Origin of the sequence: Gordonia zhenghanii, from assembly GCF_021738965.1 — a bacterium.
In the GTDB taxonomy this organism is placed as follows: Bacteria; Actinomycetota; Actinomycetes; order Mycobacteriales; family Mycobacteriaceae; genus Gordonia; species Gordonia zhenghanii.
This window is the reverse complement of sequence record NZ_JAKKOQ010000016.1, coordinates 37,416-56,955: the sequence shown is the minus strand read 5'-3', so window position 1 is coordinate 56,955 and position 19,540 is coordinate 37,416. Positions and strand designations below refer to the sequence as shown.

At 66.8% G+C, this 19,540-nt stretch carries 19 protein-coding genes and 1 tRNA gene; 14 read left to right on the top strand and 6 right to left on the bottom strand.

Annotated features, from left to right (window positions below):
* Nucleotides 1-16 precede the first annotated feature (16 nt).
* Nucleotides 17-1,141: an acyl-CoA dehydrogenase family protein gene (locus L5G32_RS16655; protein ID WP_237012198.1), complete on the bottom strand. Its 1,125-nt coding sequence runs from the start codon at nucleotides 1,139-1,141 to the stop codon at nucleotides 17-19.
* 108 nt (nucleotides 1,142-1,249) lie between these two features.
* On the opposite strand from L5G32_RS16655, the gene L5G32_RS16645 reads away from it, so the two are divergent.
* The 5 genes from L5G32_RS16645 (at nucleotide 1,250) to L5G32_RS16625 (ending at nucleotide 6,845) form a co-directional block, all read left to right on the top strand.
* Complete coding sequence (locus L5G32_RS16645; RefSeq protein ID WP_308192058.1) at nucleotides 1,250-2,278, top strand: NADP-dependent oxidoreductase; 1,029 nt, start codon at nucleotides 1,250-1,252, stop codon at nucleotides 2,276-2,278.
* A 13-nt stretch (nucleotides 2,279-2,291) separates the two neighbouring features.
* The gene (locus L5G32_RS16640) at nucleotides 2,292-3,884 is read left to right on the top strand and encodes an MFS transporter (RefSeq protein ID WP_237012197.1); all 1,593 of its coding nucleotides are present in this window, start codon (nucleotides 2,292-2,294) and stop codon (nucleotides 3,882-3,884) included.
* A 225-nt stretch (nucleotides 3,885-4,109) separates the two neighbouring features.
* Complete coding sequence (locus L5G32_RS16635) at nucleotides 4,110-4,883, top strand: SDR family NAD(P)-dependent oxidoreductase (protein ID WP_265739138.1); 774 nt, start codon at nucleotides 4,110-4,112, stop codon at nucleotides 4,881-4,883.
* 38 nt (nucleotides 4,884-4,921) lie between these two features.
* Nucleotides 4,922-6,001 carry an extracellular solute-binding protein gene (locus L5G32_RS16630; protein ID WP_237012196.1) on the top strand — a complete coding sequence of 360 codons (1,080 nt, stop codon included), beginning with the start codon at nucleotides 4,922-4,924 and terminating at the stop codon, nucleotides 5,999-6,001.
* A gap of 52 nt (nucleotides 6,002-6,053) precedes the next feature.
* Complete coding sequence (locus L5G32_RS16625) at nucleotides 6,054-6,845, top strand: SDR family NAD(P)-dependent oxidoreductase (RefSeq protein ID WP_237012195.1); 792 nt, start codon at nucleotides 6,054-6,056, stop codon at nucleotides 6,843-6,845.
* Between the two features lie 124 nt (nucleotides 6,846-6,969).
* On the opposite strand, the gene L5G32_RS16620 is transcribed toward L5G32_RS16625, so the two are convergent.
* Entirely contained in the window at nucleotides 6,970-8,142 is a 1,173-nt protein-coding gene (locus L5G32_RS16620) for a TetR/AcrR family transcriptional regulator (RefSeq protein WP_237012194.1), read from the bottom strand.
* 127 nt (nucleotides 8,143-8,269) lie between these two features.
* Here L5G32_RS16620 and L5G32_RS16615 point away from each other — a divergent pair, with 127 nt between their 5' ends.
* From L5G32_RS16615 to L5G32_RS16600, 4 genes are all read left to right on the top strand, one after another.
* Nucleotides 8,270-9,478: an acetyl-CoA C-acetyltransferase gene (locus tag L5G32_RS16615; protein ID WP_237012193.1), complete on the top strand. Its 1,209-nt coding sequence runs from the start codon at nucleotides 8,270-8,272 to the stop codon at nucleotides 9,476-9,478.
* Nucleotides 9,479-9,511: 33 nt separating this feature from the next.
* Nucleotides 9,512-11,710, top strand: coding sequence for a 3-hydroxyacyl-CoA dehydrogenase NAD-binding domain-containing protein (locus L5G32_RS16610; RefSeq protein WP_237012192.1), 2,199 nt, complete (start codon nucleotides 9,512-9,514; stop codon nucleotides 11,708-11,710).
* 105 nt (nucleotides 11,711-11,815) lie between these two features.
* Entirely contained in the window at nucleotides 11,816-12,505 is a 690-nt protein-coding gene (locus L5G32_RS16605) for a hypothetical protein (RefSeq protein WP_237012191.1), read from the top strand.
* A 52-nt stretch (nucleotides 12,506-12,557) separates the two neighbouring features.
* Nucleotides 12,558-13,148, top strand: a complete 591-nt coding sequence (locus tag L5G32_RS16600) for a putative glycolipid-binding domain-containing protein (RefSeq protein WP_237012190.1) — start codon at nucleotides 12,558-12,560, stop codon at nucleotides 13,146-13,148.
* Nucleotides 13,149-13,154: 6 nt separating this feature from the next.
* Here L5G32_RS16600 and L5G32_RS16595 read toward each other — a convergent pair whose 3' ends face one another.
* Nucleotides 13,155-14,105, bottom strand: a complete 951-nt coding sequence (locus L5G32_RS16595) for a prephenate dehydrogenase (RefSeq protein ID WP_237012238.1) — start codon at nucleotides 14,103-14,105, stop codon at nucleotides 13,155-13,157.
* A gap of 175 nt (nucleotides 14,106-14,280) precedes the next feature.
* Between L5G32_RS16595 and L5G32_RS16590 the strand changes: the two genes are divergently transcribed.
* The 4 genes from L5G32_RS16590 to L5G32_RS16575 all read left to right on the top strand — a co-directional run bounded on the left by L5G32_RS16590 (nucleotide 14,281) and on the right by L5G32_RS16575 (nucleotide 15,792).
* Complete coding sequence (locus tag L5G32_RS16590) at nucleotides 14,281-14,802, top strand: tRNA adenosine deaminase-associated protein (RefSeq protein WP_237012189.1); 522 nt, start codon at nucleotides 14,281-14,283, stop codon at nucleotides 14,800-14,802.
* 7 nt (nucleotides 14,803-14,809) lie between these two features.
* Nucleotides 14,810-15,289, top strand: a complete 480-nt coding sequence (locus L5G32_RS16585) for a nucleoside deaminase (protein ID WP_237012188.1) — start codon at nucleotides 14,810-14,812, stop codon at nucleotides 15,287-15,289.
* 41 nt (nucleotides 15,290-15,330) lie between these two features.
* Complete coding sequence (locus L5G32_RS16580) at nucleotides 15,331-15,618, top strand: hypothetical protein (protein ID WP_237012187.1); 288 nt, start codon at nucleotides 15,331-15,333, stop codon at nucleotides 15,616-15,618.
* 86 nt (nucleotides 15,619-15,704) lie between these two features.
* Nucleotides 15,705-15,792 (top strand) — tRNA-Ser (locus tag L5G32_RS16575).
* Nucleotides 15,793-15,880: 88 nt separating this feature from the next.
* On the opposite strand, the gene L5G32_RS16570 is transcribed toward L5G32_RS16575, so the two are convergent.
* Together L5G32_RS16570 and L5G32_RS16565 are read right to left on the bottom strand one after the other, a co-directional pair.
* Nucleotides 15,881-16,519: an NAD(P)H-dependent oxidoreductase gene (locus L5G32_RS16570; protein WP_237012186.1), complete on the bottom strand. Its 639-nt coding sequence runs from the start codon at nucleotides 16,517-16,519 to the stop codon at nucleotides 15,881-15,883.
* A 56-nt stretch (nucleotides 16,520-16,575) separates the two neighbouring features.
* Entirely contained in the window at nucleotides 16,576-17,646 is a 1,071-nt protein-coding gene (locus L5G32_RS16565) for a D-alanine--D-alanine ligase family protein (protein ID WP_237012185.1), read from the bottom strand.
* Nucleotides 17,647-17,685: 39 nt separating this feature from the next.
* On the opposite strand from L5G32_RS16565, the gene L5G32_RS16560 reads away from it, so the two are divergent.
* Entirely contained in the window at nucleotides 17,686-19,002 is a 1,317-nt protein-coding gene (locus L5G32_RS16560; protein WP_237012184.1) for a UDP-N-acetylmuramoyl-tripeptide--D-alanyl-D-alanine ligase, read from the top strand.
* Nucleotides 19,003-19,060: 58 nt separating this feature from the next.
* On the opposite strand, the gene L5G32_RS16555 is transcribed toward L5G32_RS16560, so the two are convergent.
* Nucleotides 19,061-19,513, bottom strand: coding sequence for a superantigen-like protein SSL4 (locus L5G32_RS16555; RefSeq protein ID WP_237012183.1), 453 nt, complete (start codon nucleotides 19,511-19,513; stop codon nucleotides 19,061-19,063).
* Nucleotides 19,514-19,540 lie beyond the last annotated feature (27 nt).

The following is a 19,540-nucleotide window of genomic DNA, read 5'->3' as shown; positions in this document are numbered from 1 at the left end:
TGTGATCTTCCTATAATCACGCGTTAACGAGCGCGGCAACACGCTGACGATGAGATGCACTGGCTCCGAAGGTCGCCTCATTAGAGAGGGCACGCCGGTAATAGTTGTGTCCTTTGTGCTCCCAGGTGAAACCGATCCCGCCGTGCAACTGGATCGCCTCGGTCGTGACCTCGATTGCAGAGTCGATGCTGACCGCGGCGGCGATCGCCGCCGCGAGGCTGGCTCGGTCGGGGGAGTCGTCAAACAGTGCTTCGGCGTAGCGCGTCGCCGAGCGGGCGCGCTCGACGGCGAGCAGCATGTCGGCGAGTCGGTGCTTGATCGACTGGAACGAGGCGATCTGCCGGTCGAATTGCCGACGCGTCGTGGTGTAGGCGATCGTGTCCTCGAGCATCTGCGCGGCGATGCCGACGTTCTCCGCGGCCGCGCCGATCAGGATGCGATCGCGCAGTTCGGGGAGCGCCGCGGCGGTGGCCGCAGGATCGGTGACCAGCTCGGCCGCGGAATCGGTCATGGTGACTGCGGTCGTCGGCCGCGTCGGATCGATCGATTCGAGCGCTTCCCGAGAGGTCCACGACGATGAGTCGACGGCGAAGAGCCCGGGTCCGTCCGTCGTCGATGCGACGACGACGACGGCGTCGGCGCGTGTGCTGCCGACGATCACGGTCCGGCCGGTGAGCAGCCACGAATCGCCGGACGGCGTCGCGGTGATACTCGGCACGGAATCGATGTCGGCCACTGCGATGACCGCGTCGCCGCTGATCGCGCGCTCGGTGAGGGCATTGAGACTCGGACCTGATCCGAGGCGCAGTGCATGCACGCCGATGGCGGCAGAGGTCAGAACGGGCTCGGGTCGGAGCGCTCGGCCGCACTCCTCCAGGACCGTGCAGAGAAAGCTGTATGAATAGCCGAGGCCGCCGTCGGACTCCGGCACGGACATCGCCGTCACCGCGAGGTCGGTGCATAGGGCGCGCCACGTGTCGTCGGAGAATCCGGCCGGGGTCTCGGAGAGGCGACGGATGTCCTCGATCTCGGTGCCTGCTAGCAGACTGCGCACCGCATCGCGGAGGTCGTCCTCTTCCGTCGTCGCGATTAGCGGAATTGAACTGTCGACGGTGTACAGGGAATCGACGTGAGCCTGCATGGGGATCCTAAGTATTCGTGATTACTGAATTGAGTTCATTTTGGTGTCCGACGGGTTCTGCTGTCAAGTACGCCTTGTTAACTACTGAAATGAAGTAGATTCGATTTTATGTTGATGGGTCGCACTCTATGTCTGCGCTCGCGGCCGTCTGGCGAGCTCGCTGTCGGTGACTTCGAGGTAACCGAATCCAAGCTGCCAGCACTCGCCGACGGGGATGTTCTCGTTCGCAACCTCTGGCTGTCGATCGACCCTTCTGTTCGCATCCGCCTCGCGGAGTCGACTCCGCGAGGCTACTCGGCCCCGTTCGGGCTCGGCGAGCCGCTCGTTGGGCTTGCGCTGGGTACCGTCGAGGAGTCGCGGTCGCCGGACTTCCACGTAGGCCAGATTGTGTCCCACATGTACGGATTGCGAGACTTCGCCGTTGTTCGACCCGGAAGCAGTATCGGAGGCTACGGCGAGCTGAGCGCCGTGGAGTCGAGCGACTATCCGATCGAATGGAACCTCGGCCCGCTGGGCAGTTCCGGACTCACCGCGTATGCAGGCCTGTCCGCGATCCTTGAGATCCAGCCGGGTGATGTGGTGTGGGTGTCTGCGGCCGCCGGAGCGGTCGGAAGCATCGCGGCACAACTGGCGAGCCTGCGAGGGTGCACGGTGATCGGCTCGGCCGGATCCGACGCGAAGGTTGCGCATCTGCTCGACGATTTCGGCTTGGACGCCGCATTCAATTACCGGAACGGTCCCGTTGCCGATTCGCTGGCGGCCGCCGCGCCAACGGGGATCGACAAGTACTTCGACTCCGTCGGGGCCGAGCACCTCGTTGCAGCGATCGACGCGATGCGCCCGGGCGGGCGAATCGCGATGTGCGGTGCGATCGCCGACTACGACGCCGCGCAGTCGCCGTCCGGACCGCAGAATCTCTTCCAGCTCGTGTCCAAGGGGATCCGCATCGAGGGGTTTCGGGCGGGGTCGTTCAATCACCTCGCGCCGGCGATGCGCGAGGAGGTCGGATCGCACCTGGAGGCCGGGCGCATGACATTCGCCGAGACCGTCTTCGACGGGCTCGAGCAGGCCCCACAAGCGATGGTCGACATGCTCCACGGCCGACACGGAGGAAAGACGCTGTGCCGGCTCGTCTGATCGCGCGTCGCCCGTGGCCGTCGTCGACCGGGTCGGCCTACTCGATCCGCTGAAGGTTCGGCGGTTCCGCGCCATGCTCCCGGTCGAGCTGGGCGTATCGGTCGGCGTCTGGATGGTCGTCCTCGCCGCGCAGTGGATCCTCACCCGCGGCGGATACTCGGCGTCCGTCGTCGCGTCGGTGCAAGTGGCGGTCAGCCTTCCGTTCTTCCTACTCGGACTGCCCATCGGGGCGGTGGCCGACGTCGCGGGCCACCGCCGCCTGCTCACCGGTGCCGCGGTGGTCCTCGCCGCGGACGCCGCTGTCGCCGCGTTCCTGGTGTCGGTCGGGCTCGATGGACTCGCCCCGATCATGGCCTCGGTCCTGGTCGCAGGCTCCACCCTGGCCGTTCTTGGCGTCGTTTGGCAGGCGCTGCTGCCGAATCTGGTCGAGCGCAGGCTGATGACTGTGGTTCCGGCCGTCGACGGCGCGGTGTTCAACGGGGCCCGTGCCGTCGGGCCCATTCTGGGCGGTGCGGTTCTCGCGGCCTGGGGTGGGGTCACGATGTTCACGGTCGTCGCGGTCATCGCCGCGGCGTGCGCAGTTCAGGCCTGGTTACGGGTGCCATCCGATGCGGGGCGTTCGGCGGCCCCGGATTTGTGGACCAGGCATGTCGGCACTGCGCTCCGGTTCATCCGCTACTCGTCGTGGACGTCGCGACTCCTCGTGTTGGTCGCGATGTTCGGTATTCCGTCGAGCGCCTTGTGGGCGCTGCTCCCCGTCGTCGCAGACGAGCGTCTCCATGCCAGCACATTCGAGTTCGGGGCGGTGTCGGGCGCGGTCGGTGTGGGTGCGGTGCTCGGAACGGTCGCGTTAATGCCGCTGCGTCGCCGACTCTCCTGGAATCAGTTCGTCTCATTCGGCGCCGCAGCGTACGCGGTCGCGCTCGTCGGCATGGCGACGAGCGTCAACACTATGGTGGCGGCGCTGTTCATGGTGGTGGGCGGTACGGCGTGGGTCGCGGTGCAGAGCACCTGGATGGTTGCTGCCCACCATGCGCTTCCCGCCTGGGTGCGCGGCCAGGTCCTCGGCATCATGATCATCGTCGTGCAGGCGGTCCAGGCTGTCGGCGCGCAGACCTGGGGGCTGCTCGCCGATGCCGTCGGAGTGCAGAGCGCAGTGATGGCCAGTGCGGCGGTGATGTTCGGCGCAGCGGTCGTCTCCCTCATGGTTCGGCTGCGTGGAGGGGACGAGATGGTGCCGACGGTCGCCGGCGGGTCGCACGACGCAGTGGATGAGGACTCGGATGTCGGGTCGACCCCGCCGATACGACGACGCGGCACGATTCTGGTCGAGACGACGTACCGGGTTGCGGGCGATGACATCGACGAGTTCCTCGCGGAATGGCCGGCTCAGCGACGGTCGAGGCTGCGCCTGGGTGCCCGCCGATGCGCGATGTGGCGCGGCCACGATGATCCGCTGCTGTTCGTCGAGATCTCGGAGTACGGAAGTCTGCGTGATTATGCTGCGCAACGGGCCGAGCGGCTGACCGAGCCGGAATCTCGACTGCGTGCAGCGATGGATCGTTGTCTGGTAGGCGACGCCGTGGTGAGGGTCCTGGAGCGGTAGGTCCGACCCGGCCAGTGGAGCAAGGCACTGAGGTCCTCAACTGTGATTGACACGACATCGGACGCGCTATAAAGTTCACGTGAACCTAATTCAATTCACTATTGACGAGTGTGTGTGAGCAGCGCTGATCCTCTGGTCTCGACAGAGTCGGCCCGCTGTTCTTCCCCGCTCGACGGGAGCTGGCGAATGATGTCAGAAGTGGCTGTGGATCGCAGCGGACCGGAGCTGCGCTTCGAGAACGAGCGCCTAGACGGCGTCGCCGCACTGGTCACCGGTGCGGCTCAGGGTATCGGCGCTGCAACGGCGCACGCTCTGGCAGAGCGGGGTGCCGTCGTCTACCCGACGGACATCGACGAGGAGTTGGGCCGGACGACGGCTGCCCGCATCGGTGCGGGCGACCGCTTCATGCGCCTGGATGTCCGTAGCGAGCGTGGGTGGGACGAGGTCACGGAGCGAATGGCGGCTGATGGCAACCGGATGGGCGTCCTGGTTAATTCGGCCGGCGCGGCCATGAAGGCCACTCTTCAGGAGACGTCGCTGGCGGATTTCCAGCGAATGCTGGACCTGAATCTCGTCGGCACATTTCTCGGCGTGCGCGCCGCAGGCCGACACATGGTCGACGGTGGTGCCGTGGTGAACATAGCGTCGCTACGCGGGATGCTGGCGACCGACGGACTCGGTGCGTACGGCGCGTCGAAGTCCGGTGTCCGCGCCTTGACGAAGGTCGCGGCGATCGAGCTCGCGGCACGCCGGATCCGCGTCAACGCGGTGTGCCCGGGAAGCATCATGACGGGCATCACCGATGGGCAGGGCTTCTCGAACGACGACTACGACGCGTACGTGCGGAGCATCCCGCTGCAGCGTCGGGCGGCGCCCGACGAGGTGGCCGACATCATCGCATTCCTGGTGAGTGACCGTAGCGGCTACGTGACCGGTATCGACATGCTCGTCGACGGCGGCACCGCGGCCGGAGTCACCACCCCCAAGAAGACCAACTGACCGCGCATCGCGCGGATCGAGAACGAGAGGACGAACCGATGGGTATTGATTCACGGACCGGAGCCAAGCCGGTGAAGAAGAGGCGTGTGGCGCTGGTCGTCGGTCTGGTGTCGGCGGTGGCCGCATTCGGTCTGACCGCGTGCGGAGCGGGGTCCTCGCCGTCGGGCCCGGTGGACGGACCCTGGGCCGATGTGGTGGCCGCAGCCAACAAGGAGGGAAAGGTCACGATCTACTCCACGCAGGCTGAGCCGCGCCTGGGCGCACTGGAAGCGGCGTTCGAGGCGAAATACCCGCAGATCGACATGCAGGTGGTACGTGGCGTCGACGCCGACATCCTCTCCAAGATCGATGCCGAAGTCCGGTCGGGCAAGGGCATCGGCGACGTCGCCGTGACCACCGACGTCTCGTGGATTCAGGCGAATTCCGACAACGATGCTGCGGTCAAGCTGGTCGGCCCTGCGTTCGACGAGCCGGCGTACAACCGTGCGACCACGGTCGTCGACGACCGCTTCTTCCTCGAAGGTGCCGTGGTGCTCGGCCTCGGATGGAACACTCAGGCCATTCCGCAAGGCGTGAAGAAGCCGCAGGACCTCCTTGATCCAGCGTTGAAGGGCAAGATCGGCATCGTCAGCCCGGGGACCTCCACGACTTACCTCGATTACTACGCGCACCTCGAGAAGTACTACGGCGGTCGGGACTTCCTGAAGAAGATCGCAGCGCAGAAGCCGCGGATTTACCCCAGCAGCCAGCCGCTCGGGCAGGCGGTCGCCTCGGGTGAGATCAGCGCCGGACTGATGACCGACCCCATGCTGCCCTCGAAGGAGGCGGGCGCTCCCGTGGAGTGGACCGCAGGCGAGCACGTCTGGGGCGCGAAGTGGAACGGGATGGCCCTCGGATCGTCCCCGAACCCGAATGCCGCTCAGGTTCTGGCCGACTTCATGGTGACACCGGAAGGCCAGGCGACGACCTCGGTCGGCTACGCGGCGGCACTGCCCGACATCGAAGGTTCCATCGAGAACGCACAGGGGATCGGTGATCAGAACCTGGACGTCACCGTCGGTGCAGACGGACAGAAGTACCGCAACGAGCTCGAACAGCTGTTCACGAGCGGGCGCTGAATCGTGCGATGGACGCATGACTTCGTGACGACGAGTGATCGAGGAGTGAGTAATGGCTGAGAAGGACTTCGAAGGCGCCGTGGCCTTCGTGACAGGTGCGGGATCCGGCATGGGCGCTGCGGTGTGTCGTGCGCTCGCCGCGCGGGGCGCGGAGAAGGTGTACGCCGTCGACGTCAACACCGACGCGGTGACGAAGGTGACCGCCGAGATCGACTGCGCGCAGCCGCTGGCGATGGACGTCTCCAATGCCGACCAGGTTCGCGAGGCGTTCGAGAGAGTCGCCGCGGACAGCGGCCGGGTCGACGTCGTCGTGCACGCTGCGGGCGTCGACGATCCGGTCAGCAAGCAGTGGATATACGAGGCACGCGAATCCGGTGAGAAGCTCGACGTGCTGTCGCGGCTGACCGACGACGCGTGGCGTCGAGTTATGTCGATCAATCTCGACGGCACCTTCTACGTGCTTCGCGAGGCCGCCCGGCTGATGCGGAAGGGCGGTGGCGGGTCAATCGTGACCGTCGGCTCGTCGTCGGCGCTCGACACGTTGTCCGGGTACCCGCACTACGCGGCATCGAAGGCCGGAGTCCACGCGATGAGCCAGGCTGCGGCCAAGGAACTCCTGCCGTTCGGGATCCGCGTGAACACGGTTGCGCCGGGTCCGGTCGACACCGGTATGGCGGCGCGGACGCCTGCACATCTACGTGAGGCGATGGCTGCGGGGCCCGCCCGCGGGTACGCGACCGCCGACGAGCTCGCGGACAACATTCTCTATCTCGCGTCGCCCGCGGCGGCCAACGTCGTCGGTGCGATCCTCCTGTCGAACGGAGGACAGTTCACCGTGCCGTGATCGGTGACAACGAGTAGGCGAATCACATGCGCGGAGGATTGTCCCGTGCCGTCGGTGTGGCTGTCGGGACGAGGTCGTCGCGGCTGCCAAAGAAGAGGGGAGTGTGCGCCGAGTGTCGTGGCCGTCAGGTGAGCCCGAGCACTCCCCGCATCAAATACGCCATCTGTGCGGGGAAGTCGCTGCGCTCGGTGCCTCGCCGCACACGGACCGCGTCGTTGACGATCGACAGCGCGGCGTGAACCGCGATCGCGGCTTGGGCGTCGTCGATCTCGTACAGCGCGGTCATCAGAGTTGTCCATCGCGACACGTATCGACGCTGGACGTCGACGAGTTCACGGGCCCCCGGGTCGCCTGCCAGCGCCGACGCATTGTTGAACGAGACCGACAGGTCGGGAATCGAGGTGATCGTGGAGACATACGAGTCGACCAGCAGCGCCAGGACGTCGGCGTCGCCGGACCCCGCCGCGTACGCCGTCACGACGCCGACCTCCAGGCGGGCGCCGCTGCGTCGGCCGATCTCGATGAGGAGCGCGGCCTTGGATGCGAAGTGCTTGTACACGCTGGGGCCGGTGATACCGACGGCTGCGCCGATCTCGACCATGGTGACCGGACCGTAGCCGCGTTCGGCGAACAGCCGTGCCGCGGCGTCGAGGATCTCGGTCCGCCGGTCGTCGTCGGGGAGACCCACATGCGGTGGCACGCGGAGCGGTGGGGCCGACGACGGGGTCAAGGCGACGAGTCGCTCGCTCGCCGCCGTCAGTTCGGGGACCGACCGTGCCGAGGAGAGCCTCGCGCGGTGAACCGACAGGCTGCCGACGACGCTCAGCAGCGTCCACACCAGTTGCCTCTGCTCCCAGTCGGCCAGACTGCGGTCGACGAACAACAACTCGGCCCACTGACTCAACACGCGGCGAGTGCCGTGCACCACCTCGCGATTCTGCTCCGGAGTCAGGTAAGTGCCCGTCCACCGCCAGAGAGTCGACGCGTTCTGACGCCGCGCCATCGACCCGCACATCGCAGCAAGGAACGCGTGGGGATCTCCGTCGGCCGCCGTCAACGAGGCGTCGGTGCAGTCCTGTAGATCGTCGACACCGGTGAGGACGGCGGCGTAGAGCAACGACTGCTTGTCCGCGAAATGACGGTACAGCGAAGGGGCGGTGACACCGGCTGCGCGAGCGATGTCGGCCATGGACACTTGGGGGTACCCATGCCGAAGGAACAGCTGAGCGCTGTGGTCGATCAGCTGCCGTTTCCGGTTGGCCGGGCGCGGAGTCCCGGACCGCTTCGAGGCCGTCATTGTGAACCGACCTTAGCTCATTGTGATGAATTGTCGAGCCAGGATGACCACCCGGTATAGCCAAATAAGTTATGAAGCGTTAGCCTAGGTTCCGTAACCACAATCGGTTCGTGTGAAAGGAACACCTGTGTCCGATGCATTCATCTACGAGGCTGTGCGTACGCCCCGTGGCAAGCAGCGTGGAGGCTCGCTGCACAGCGTCAAGCCGATCGATCTCGTCTCGGGCCTGATCGACGAGCTGCTCGCTCGTCACGGCGACCTCGACCCGAAGCAGATCAACGACCTCATCCTCGGCGTCGTGTCGCCCGTCGGCGAGCAGGGTGCGGTCATCGCACGTACCGCGGCCATCACCTCGGGTCTCGGTGAGACCGTCCCCGGCACGCAGATCAACCGCTTCTGCTCGTCGGGCCTGGAAGCTGTGAACCTCGCTGCCGCGAAGGTCAAGTCCGAGTACGACGACCTGGTCCTCGCCGGCGGCGTCGAATCGATGTCGCGCGTCCCGATGGGCAGCGACGGCGGTGCGCTGTTCACCGACCCGGCCACCGCGTACGACCACTACATCAACCCGCAGGGCATCGGCGCCGACACGATCGCCACGATCGAGGGCTTCTCGCGTGACGACGTCGACGCCTACGCCGCCGAGTCTCAGCGTCGCGCCGCGCAGGCGTGGGACGAGGGTCGGTTCGCCAAGTCGATCATCCCCGTCAAGGACATCAACGGCGTCGTCCTGCTCGACAACGATGAGCACCGTCGTCCCGGCACCACCGCGGAGAGCCTCGGCAAGCTCAAGCCTGCATTCCAGGGCTTGGCCGACATGGCGGGCTTCGACGACGTCATCCGCCAGAAGTATCCGAGCGTGGAGAAGGTCAACCACGTCCACACCGGCGGCAACAGCTCCGGCATCGTCGACGGCTCGGGCCTGGTCCTGGTCGGCAGCGAAGAGGCAGGCAAGCGCAACGGTCTGACCCCGCGCGCCCGCGTCGTCTCCTACGGCGAGGTCGGCTCGGAGCCGTCGATCATGCTGACCGGCCCGACCCCGGCCACCGAGCTCGCACTCAAGCGTGCGGGTCTGACGGTCGACGACATCGACGTCTTCGAGCTCAACGAGGCGTTCGCGTCGGTCGTCATGAAGTGGATGAAGGACCTCAAGGTCCCCCACGAGAAGGTCAACATCAACGGTGGCGCGATCGCACTGGGTCACCCCCTCGGCGCCACCGGCGCGATGATCCTGGGCAGCACCCTCGACGAACTCGAGCGCGTCGGCGGCCGTTACGGCCTGGTCACCCTGTGCATCGGCGGCGGCATGGGCGTCGCGACCATCATCGAGCGTCTCTGATCGCCCCGGAACGAGAAGGAAAAACACTTCACCATGACTGACAACATGATCTCGTGGGAGAAGGACGCCGACGGCGTCGTCACCCTCACCATGGACGACCCCAACCAGGGCGCCAACACCATGAACAACCTCTACCGGGAGTCGATGGCCGCGACCGTCGATCGCCTCGAGGCCGAGAAGGACGACATCACCGGTGTCGTGCTGACCTCTGCGAAGAAGACCTTCTTCGCAGGCGGCGACCTCAAGGACATGACGAACCCGCCGGCCGACCAGACCAAAGAAGAGCTGGCGACCTCGATCAACGCGAGCACGAATGAGATGAAGGCGGTCCTGCGCCGCCTCGAGACTCTCGGCAAGCCGGTCGTCGCAGCCGTCAATGGCGCAGCACTCGGCGGCGGCCTGGAGATCGCTCTGCACTGCCACTACCGCGTGGTCGCCGACGTCAAGGGCGCTGTACTCGGTCTGCCCGAGGTGACCCTCGGTCTGCTCCCGGGCGGCGGCGGCGTGGTCCGCACCGTCCGACTCCTGGGCATCCAGCAGGCACTCATGGGCGTGCTGCTTCAGGGCCCGCGCATGAACCCGACCAAGGCCAAGGAGATCGGCCTGGTCGACGCGGTCGTCGGATCGATCGACGAGCTCGTCCCCGCCGCCAAAGCGTGGATCAAGGCGAACCCCGAGGCTCAGCAGCCGTTCGACGTCAAGGGATACAAGATCCCGGGCGGCGCACCGACCAACCCGGCGATGGCGGCCAACCTGCCCGCGTTCCCGGCTCTGCTGCGCAAGCAGATCAAGGGCGCGAACATGCCGGCGCCGCGCGCCATCATGGCCGCCGCCATCGAGGGTGCATACGTCGACATCGACACCGCCGACGTCGTCGAGACCCGCTACTTCGTGTCGCTGGTGACCGGTCAGGTCGCACAGAACATGATCAAGGCGTTCTTCTTCGACCTGCAGCACATCAACGGGGGCGGCTCGCGCCCCGACGGCTTCGACAAGTACACCGCCAAGAAGGTCGGCGTCATCGGCGCAGGCATGATGGGCGCTGCGATCGCCTACGTGTCGGCGAAAGCAGGCATCGAGGTCGTCCTCAAGGACATCGACCTCGACGCCGCCAAGCGAGGCAAGGGCTACGCGGAGAAGCTCGAGGAGAAGGCACTCAAGCGCGGCAAGACCACGCAGGAGAAGAGCGACGCCCTGCTCGCCCGCATCACCCCGACCGTCGACGCGGCCGACTTCAAGGGCGTCGACCTCGTGATCGAGGCCGCGTTCGAGTCCGTCGAGGTCAAGAACAAGGTGTTCCAGGAGATCCAGGACATCGTCGAGCCCGACGCCGTCCTCGGCTCGAACACCTCGACCCTGCCGATCACGACGCTGGCCGAGGGCGTGAACCGTCCCGAGGACTTCATCGGAATCCACTTCTTCTCGCCGGTCGACAAGATGCCGCTGGTCGAGATCATCTGCGGCGAGAAGACCAAGGACGAGGTGCTCGCCAAGGTCATCGATTACACGCTGCAGATCCGCAAGACGCCGATCGTCGTCAACGACAGCCGCGGCTTCTTCACCAGCCGTGTCATCGGAACGTTCATCAACGAAGCCCTCGCGGCCGTGGGTGAAGGCGTCGAGCCTGCGTTCATCGAGCAGGCAGGCGGCCAGGCCGGCTACCCGGCTCCGCCGCTGCAGCTGTCCGATGAGCTGACGCTCACTCTCATGCAGAAGATCCGCAAGGAGACCCAGGCCGCTGCCGAGGCCGCGGGCGTCGACTACCCCGATCACGGCTCGTACGCCGTGGTCGACAAGATGGTCGAGCTGGGCCGTACGTCCAAGAAGGACGGCAAGGGCTTCTACGACTACGACGAGGACGGCAAGCGCGGCCTCATCTGGCCGGGTGTCCGCGAGAACTTCAAGTCGGGTTCGGTCGAGATCCCGCTCGAGGACATGAAGGAGCGCATGCTCTTCGCCGAGGCCCTTGAGACCGTGAAGTGCTTCGACGAAGGTGTTCTGACCTCCGTCGAGGACGCGAACATCGGTTCGATCTTCGGCATCGGCTTCCCGGCCTGGACCGGTGGCGTCGTCCAGTACATCAACGGTTACGAGGGGGGTGTCGCAGGCTTCGTGGCCCGCGCCAAGGACCTCGCAGCCAAGTACGGCGACAACTTCACTCCGCCCGCCTCGCTCGTCGAGAAGGCTGAAGCCGGCGTGACCAAGCTGACGAACGAGAACCTCGTCAAGTAGTCGGATCTTTTGCTCGCGAGAGCAGAGACGAGACCTCGAACGCCCCCGGTGAGTTCATCTCACCGGGGGCGTTCGCGTGTCCGGGCTCCGCGTACTCTGACAGAGATGGATTCGGGACGGTCAGAACACGCGCAGCAGCCGGGCTACCGGCCGCCGCTGGCTGTCGGTCAGCAGTACCCGGCGTTGGGCTACGGGCCGGACGGCGCGCCGCGCTACACGTATCGACCGGACCCAGACCCCGACGCGCAGCCTCAGTCGGTCCAGCCCGAGCAGCTTCAGTACGCGGCGCCGACGCCTCCCCCCGGACCCGGCGACTCGCGTAAGCGCACGGCGCTCGGTGTGGCCATGGTCGTCCTCCTGGTTCTGGTGGTCGCAGGCGGGCTGAAACTGATGTCCGGCGGCGACGGCACCGACACCGCGACCGTCCGCGACGACACGCCGGTCTCGCAGAACACCACCGACCCGTATCTGCCCAAGTCGATCGAGCCGACCGACGAGGTGCCTGGCGAGACCAAGCAGCCCGCGCCCGCCGGACTCGAAGCGGATCTCGCGGTCGACGCGGCTCCGGGCTCCGCCGTGCTGTACATCGACAGCAGCGGAGTCCAACTCGTCCACATGCAAGGCCCGCAATGGCGTCAGACGATACGTGCGTCGACCGGTCTCCTTCAGATCCGCGTGGTCGTCGCGCCGGGGGCTCCGGCGTCGTGCACGATCACCGTCGACGGTCAGGTCGTCGCGCACGAGGAGACCGCTGAGGGCACGTCGGGAGTCCTCGCCTGCCGCGCGGTCGGCTGAACTTCAGGTGTGCGCGCCGGTGGTGTCGCGTCCGATGCCCTAACGTAGACGTGTGACTTCTTCCGAAGAGGCAGCCGACACCGGAGCCAAGACGATGTTCACCTGGCGATCCGTCGACGGTGGACGCTTCGAGCAGGTGCGACTCAACACGGTGGGCGGCCGCCTGCGTGCTTACGGGCGGATCATCTCGGCGCAGACGCCCGAAGTCGAGGCGTACTCGTCGTCGTACGAACTGGTCGCGAACGATATCGGCGTCACCCGCAGGCTCTCGTTCCGCGTGCTCAAGGCCGGCGGGGACGCTCCCCTGGACCTGAGTCGTGACATGGACGGCCGGTGGATGGTGCAGACCCCGTACAGCACTGTGCAGAGCGACTTCGACGGCGCCGAGGGCGTGGACGTCGCGATGTCGCCGTTCCTGTCGGCTCTTCCGATCTTCCGTCACAAGTTCTTCGGCAGAGGAGCGTTGACCGATGTTCCGCTGGTGAGTCTGCGGTTGCCGACGTTCGAGGTGGAGCCCGCCGCCGCGTCGTACACGATCGGCGACGGGACGGCCACGATCACCACGGCGTCGGGGACCGTCGAACTGGTCCTCGACGAGGGCGGCCTGGTCCTGGACTATCCGGGCGTCGCGACCCGCATCTGACGCGCGTCAGCCGATCCAGACACGCGCCTGGTGGGCTTGACGACGTAATTCCTGCGCCCACCCCGCCTCGCCGACGGTGACGCCGACGATCGGCTCGACCTCGCCTGACGCGATCTCTTCGTAGGCCAGTCGGGCACGATGCCCGGCCTCGACGACTGCGGCGACGTCCCCGAGGTCGCGGAGCCGGTCACGTGCGGCGACGAGCCGGTCGATCGTCTCACTGAGCGTGTTGAGGAGCGAGACGGCGTTCGCTTCGAGCATGGCGCGCTGCAATTCGGGCGGGGTTGCCGCCACTCGCGTTCCGTCGCGGAAACTCCCTGCCGCCAGACGCAGCGGCAGTCGGCTCTCGCCTGCACCGACGGCGGCGGTGACGGCCGCGGTCAGATGCGGATTGTGGGAGATTGCTGCTGCTGCCCGGTCATGTGCGTCGTTCGCGGCGGGGACCACGTACGAGCCTGCCGCACGGGCGATCTCGGCGACGGCCAGCCAGTCGTCGGCGTCGGTGTCGTCGTGGGTGGTGACCATCCACATCGCGTCCGTGAACAGATCGGGGTCGGTCGCGTCCCAGCCGGAGTGGACGGTGCCCGTCATCGGGTGGCCGCCGACGTAGCGGGCCCGCGGGTGACGGTCCGCGACGATCCGGGCGACCTCCTCCTTCACGCTGACCACGTCGGTGACCAGGCAGGTCGGAGCGTGCTCGGCGACGGCGTCGATGATCGACCCGAGTGCCGTGGCCGGTGTCGCGAGCACGATCACCGCATCCTCGGCGGCGGCGCGCGCGAGCGTCTGAGCCAGGTCGCCCGAGGCGTCGTATCCGTCGGCGACGGCCGCCTCGACGGTGGCGACCGACCTGTTGTATCCGAATGTCGTCCGGGTCCCCGCGAGTCGCCGCAGCAGCGATCCGCCGATGAGGCCGAGACCGAGGACGCAGACGGGGCGAGACGACGCAGCAGGCATGTATCTACCGTGGCACACCGTCGGGGTGGAGGCGAGATCGACCGACCCGAACGCAGCACCGTCTGCGCCGTACGGGTTCGGTTCCGTTGTGATCGGGGCGTCGGCGGCGCAAACGAGTTGGCGAGCCAGGGAATCGGACTTGGGAGTGCCCGGAAAACCGACTACCGTGGCGGACATGGCGAAGCCTGTCGCGCAGAGCGATTACCCCGATGTCGACGGTTTCGCGGTGGCCGTCGTCCGTGATGAGGGCGGCTGGCAGCTGTCACCGCTGAAGCCGTCCGCGCTCGACAGCCTCGACGACGCCGAGCTGCAACTGCGCGAGCTGCGTGCCGCCGGTGCGATGTTCGGGCTGCTCGACGTCGACGACGAGTTCTTCGTCGTCGTGCGGCCGTCACCGTCTGGCGCGCGACTGCTGGTTTCGGACGCGACCGCTGCCATCGACTACGACATCGCCGTCGATGTGCTCGATGCGTTGAACGTCGACGTGCCGGATCTGGATCCCGACGAGATCGACGACGTCGACCCGTGGGAGGAAGGCGATCTCGCGATCCTCGCCGACCTCGGACTTCCGGACGCCGTGATGAGCATCATCGTCGGCGACACCGATCTGTACGCCGACGAGCAGATCGGCATGATCGCGGCGCGGCTCGGGTTCGCGGACGAACTGTCCGCCGTGCTCGACAAGATCGGCCACTGACTCGACGATGAGCGTCGATCGGGGAGCGGTGCACCGCGACGCCGAGACGATGATGCGGGTCGCCCTCGACGCGGCCCGGTCGGCCGATGACCAGGACGTGCCGATCGGAGCCGTCGTGTACGGACCCGACGGTTCCGAGCTCGCGCGCGCCGCGAATCGTCGTGAGGCAGACGGAGACCCGACGGCGCACGCCGAAGTCCTTGCGCTGCGGGAGGCAACGAGACGGTACGGCGACGGGTGGCGGCTGGAAGGCTGCACGGTGGCCGTGACCGTTGAACCGTGCACGATGTGCGCCGGCGCGATCGGGCTCGCGCGCGTCTCCCGCGTCGTGTTCGGAGCATGGGAGCCCAAGACCGGTGCCGTCGGGTCGTTGTGGGACGTGCTGCGCGACCCGCGGCTGGTCCACCGGCCCGAGGTCCTCGGTGGAGTCTTGGCCGACGAGTGCGCAGAGTTGGTCACCGACTTCTTCGCCACCCGCCGCCGCTGAATCTGCGGCACACTTGAAGGACGACGATCGAAGGGGAAGTCATGTCGGATCCGATGGACAAAGTCACCAAGCTCGCGGGCCAGGTGATCGGCAAGGTCAACGAGTTCGCGGAGAGCGATCAGGTCAAGGGCGCAGTCGACTCCGCGAAGGGGAAGTTCGACGAGGTCGCCAACAGCGAGCAGGTCCAGGGCGCGGTGTCGACGGCCCGCGAGAAGCTCGACGAGGTCTCCAAGAACGAGAACGTGCAGGGTGCGATGAACACGGCCAAGGTCAAGTTCGGCGAGATCGCCGACAAGTTGTCGGGCAACGGATCGTCGGGCAGCAAGTAGTCGGGCATCACGTAGCGAAACACGGCGGAAACGACTGCTGACCAGCTGATTTCACACTCACTGACGACTACCGTATAGTTCTTCGCGGTGGCGTGTCCGAGCGGCCGAAGGTGCGACACTCGAAATGTCGTGTGTAGTGACCCTGCACCGGGGGTTCAAATCCCCCCGCCACCGCCGAAGGCCCTCGATCTGATTACAGATCGGGGGCCTTTTCCATGCCGCGGGGTTAGATAGCCCATGCCGTGGGCCTTCAGTCCAGGAGTCAGAGCGTCCGGGCAAGCTCGCGCAGTCGCTCGAGAGCCTCGGCCTTCGACGCGGCGGCCGTCGCCGAATGTTCGGCCAGTGGCGGCAGACGGTCGGCGAGGGTGAAGTCGACGGCCACGCTCGTCACGGCCATTCCCATCGATTCGGCGAGGATCTTCTCGATCGCGGGCACCGTGTAGTCGCCTGCCTGCTCCGGATCGGAGTTGTCGTACGCCAAGCCGCGAGGTGACACCACGATGACGGGGATGCCAGCCAGACTCCCGGGCTCTTCGTCGCTCGACGTGGTCGCGCCCAACACGTGCAGGTGGTCGAGCCACGCCTTGAGGGTCGACGGAATCGACCAGTTGTACATCGGGGCCCCGATGACGACGGCCGCTGCGCCTGCGACCTCGTCGATCAACTGCCGCTGCAGTTCTGCTGCGGCTGGATCGACGCTCTCGTGCGGTCGGCGCATCGCTTCGGCGTAATGCAGCCCGGCCGTGGTCAGATGTGGGACGGGATTCGCGGCGAGATCGCGGGAGAGGACGCTTCGGTCGGATCCGGCAGCACACCAGGCGTCGGCGAACTCGGCGACGAGAGGGCGGGACACGGAGTCCGGGCCGGTGATGGACGAGTCGACAGCGAGGAGATAGGTCACCGCTTCACTCTCGCAGGATTCGATTCCCTGCGCAGAGATTTGAAGCTGACGCTTCGTCAGTGCTCGGTCGAGAACGAACTCCGGCGGCGGTGGACTTCGAGAGCCAGCGTCACGAGACGATCGATGAGGTCTGGGTAGGCGATGCCCGAGTTCTCCCACATCTTCGGGTACATCGAGCTCGGCGTGAACCCCGGGATCGTGTTGATCTCGTTGAGGAGCCAGCCGCGGCCGCCCTCCTCGTAGAAGAAGTCGACACGCGCCATACCCGCGCACCGGAGGGCGACGAACGCGTGGGCGGCGAGCTCGCGCACGCGCGCGATTGCGTCGTCCTCCAGCGGTGCCGGGATCATCAGTTCGGCGGAACCGGTGACGTACTTGTCCTCGTAGTCGTAGAAATCGCTGCCTACCTTGATCTCTCCGGGCGCGGTGGTGTCCGGCGCGGTGTTGCCGAGGACTCCCACCTCGATCTCGCGGGCGGTGAGGGCCTCTTCGAGGACGACGACGTCGTCGTACCGCAACGCGAGGTTGATCGCCTTGTCGAGCTCGTCAGCAGAGCCCGCCCGCGAGACACCGACGGACGATCCCATGTTCGCGGGCTTGACGAAGATCGGAAGTCCGAGCTGATCGACGGCACGGTCGACGATGGCGCGCGCGTCGTCGACACCGTCGCGGAACGTGATCCAGCCGCATTGCGGGATTCCTGCGCGGGCCGCGACTTCCTTGGCCATCGCCTTGTCCATGCACAACGCCGAACCGAGGACGCCGCAGCCGACGTAGGGGACCTTGAACAGTTCGAGCATGCCCTGGACGGTCCCGTCCTCGCCGTGCGGTCCGTGCAGCAGCGGGAGGACGACGGTCAGCTCGCCGTCTGCGCGCACTATCTGCAGGGGATTCACCTCGGGTCCCTCGACGTCGAGGCTGTTCGGCAGGGCTTCGCCTGCCGCCAGTGCTGCGGCCACAGCGTCGTTGCGGTGCCAGACGCCGTTCTTGTCGACACCGACCGGGACCAGCGTGTACTTGTCGCGATCTGCGGCGGCCAGCACGTGCGCCGCGCTGACCCGGGACACGTCGTGTTCAGCAGAGACTCCGCCGTAGAGGACGACCAGCCGCAGGAGGGGGGTACTCATGGCTGCCAGGATACGTGCTCGCCTGTACCGTTTCTTCCCGTGCACCTTCTCGCCAGTCAGATCGCAGCCGCCACCGGCGGGACTCTCCACGGGCCGGACGTCGAGGTCTCCTCGGCGAGCATCGACTCGCGCTCCATCGCCGGAGGGCAGTTGTTCGTCCCGATCGTCGCGGACCGCGACGGACACGACTTCATCGCCGGCGCGGTGGATGCGGGCGCACTCGTCTACCTGACCGATCGCGCCCCCGACCCCGCCGTGGCGGCCACTGCGGTTCGGGTTGCCGACACCTCCTTGGCTCTCGCCGACCTCGGGCGCGCAGTGCGCGCAGGCCTGCCGCCGCGTGTCGTCGGGGTCACCGGATCGGTCGGCAAGACGTCGACGAAGGACCTTCTCGCCGGAGTTCTCGCGACGACCTATGCGACTGCGGCGAGCGAGAAGAGCTTCAACAACGAACTGGGTCTGCCGCTCACCTTGCTCGCGGCCGCCGACGACACCGAAGCCGTCGTCCTGGAGATGGGCGCGCGCGGCGTCGGGCACATCGCGCTGCTGTGCGACATCGCGTCGCCGACCGTCGGCGTGATCACTCGCGTCGAAGCCGTCCACCTGGAGATGTTCGGGACGCTCGACGACGTCGCACAGGCCAAGGGCGAGCTCGTCGACTCCCTCCCGTCCGACGGCATCGCCGTGCTCAACGCCGATCACCAGATCGTTCGCGGCATGCGGGACCGGACGCAGGCGCGCGTGCTGACCTACGGCGTGGCCGACGACGCAGACGTCCGCGCCACCGATATCGTCCTGGACGAGCAGCTCCGGGCGTCGTTCACGCTGCACAGTCCGTGGGGGTCGACGTTGATCGCACTGCAGGCCCGCGGCGAGCATCAGGTGCCGAACGCACTCGCGGCCGCGGCCGCAGGCTGCGGGCTCGGTGTTCCGATCGAGGCGCTGGCCGCAGGATTGAGCGACGCCACGCTGTCGGGCCTGCGCATGGAGATGACGACCACCGCGTCGGGGGTCGTCGTCATCAACGACGCCTACAACGCGAACCCGACGTCGATGGCCGCCGGACTCTCCTCCCTGGCCCGGCTCGACGCACGACGACGCTTCGCTGTGGTCGGGACCATGGCAGAGCTCGGCTCGGACGGACCGGCCGCCCACCGGGAGGTGGCCAGACAAGCCGCTGACCTGGGTATCACGGTGATCGCCGTCGACGAGCCTGCGTACGGCGACGGCGTCGCCCACGTCGGTGGAGTCGGCGGGGCCGTCGCTGCTCTCGGCGAGCTGGCCGACGGTGACGCCGTCCTCGTCAAGGGCAGCCGCGTAGCCGCGCTTGAGCGGGTCGTTCAGGCGCTCAGCTGAGCTCAGAGCGCCAAGGAACTAGTAACCAAGGAACTACTAGTAACGAGGGCACAAGTAACTAAGGCACAAGGGCGAACGCCTGCGAGTCCTTGGTGCAGCGGGCGAGCTCGCCGGCCGTCGTCGATGGTCCGCACTCCCATCCCTTGACGTCCTGAGGCTGACCGGTCGCGATGAGCGGGCTGTACTCCTTGGCGATCCCCTCCGCGGTGTCGCAGGTGATGTCTCCCTCGACGAGCTTGATCTGCAGCGCGCCGTCTGGACCCTTGGCGGACCCGCAGCTCTCTGCGTCGTCCGGCGTGCTCTCGCGATCCGCGCTGCTGGGGGTCGCCGTCGACGTCTTGGGCTTCGGGCCGGGGACGACGGGCACGCTGCGGTCACTCGGCGGCGTCACCACAGAGGTGGCCGACGATTCGGCGCTCGGAGCCTCCTGTTCGTCGCCGCAGGCGGCGGCGGACAGGGCGAGCGACAGGCCGAGGACCGCGGTGGCAGTGAGCTTCATCGTTCGGGTCATGACCTCCACGGTAATGCAGGCACCTGT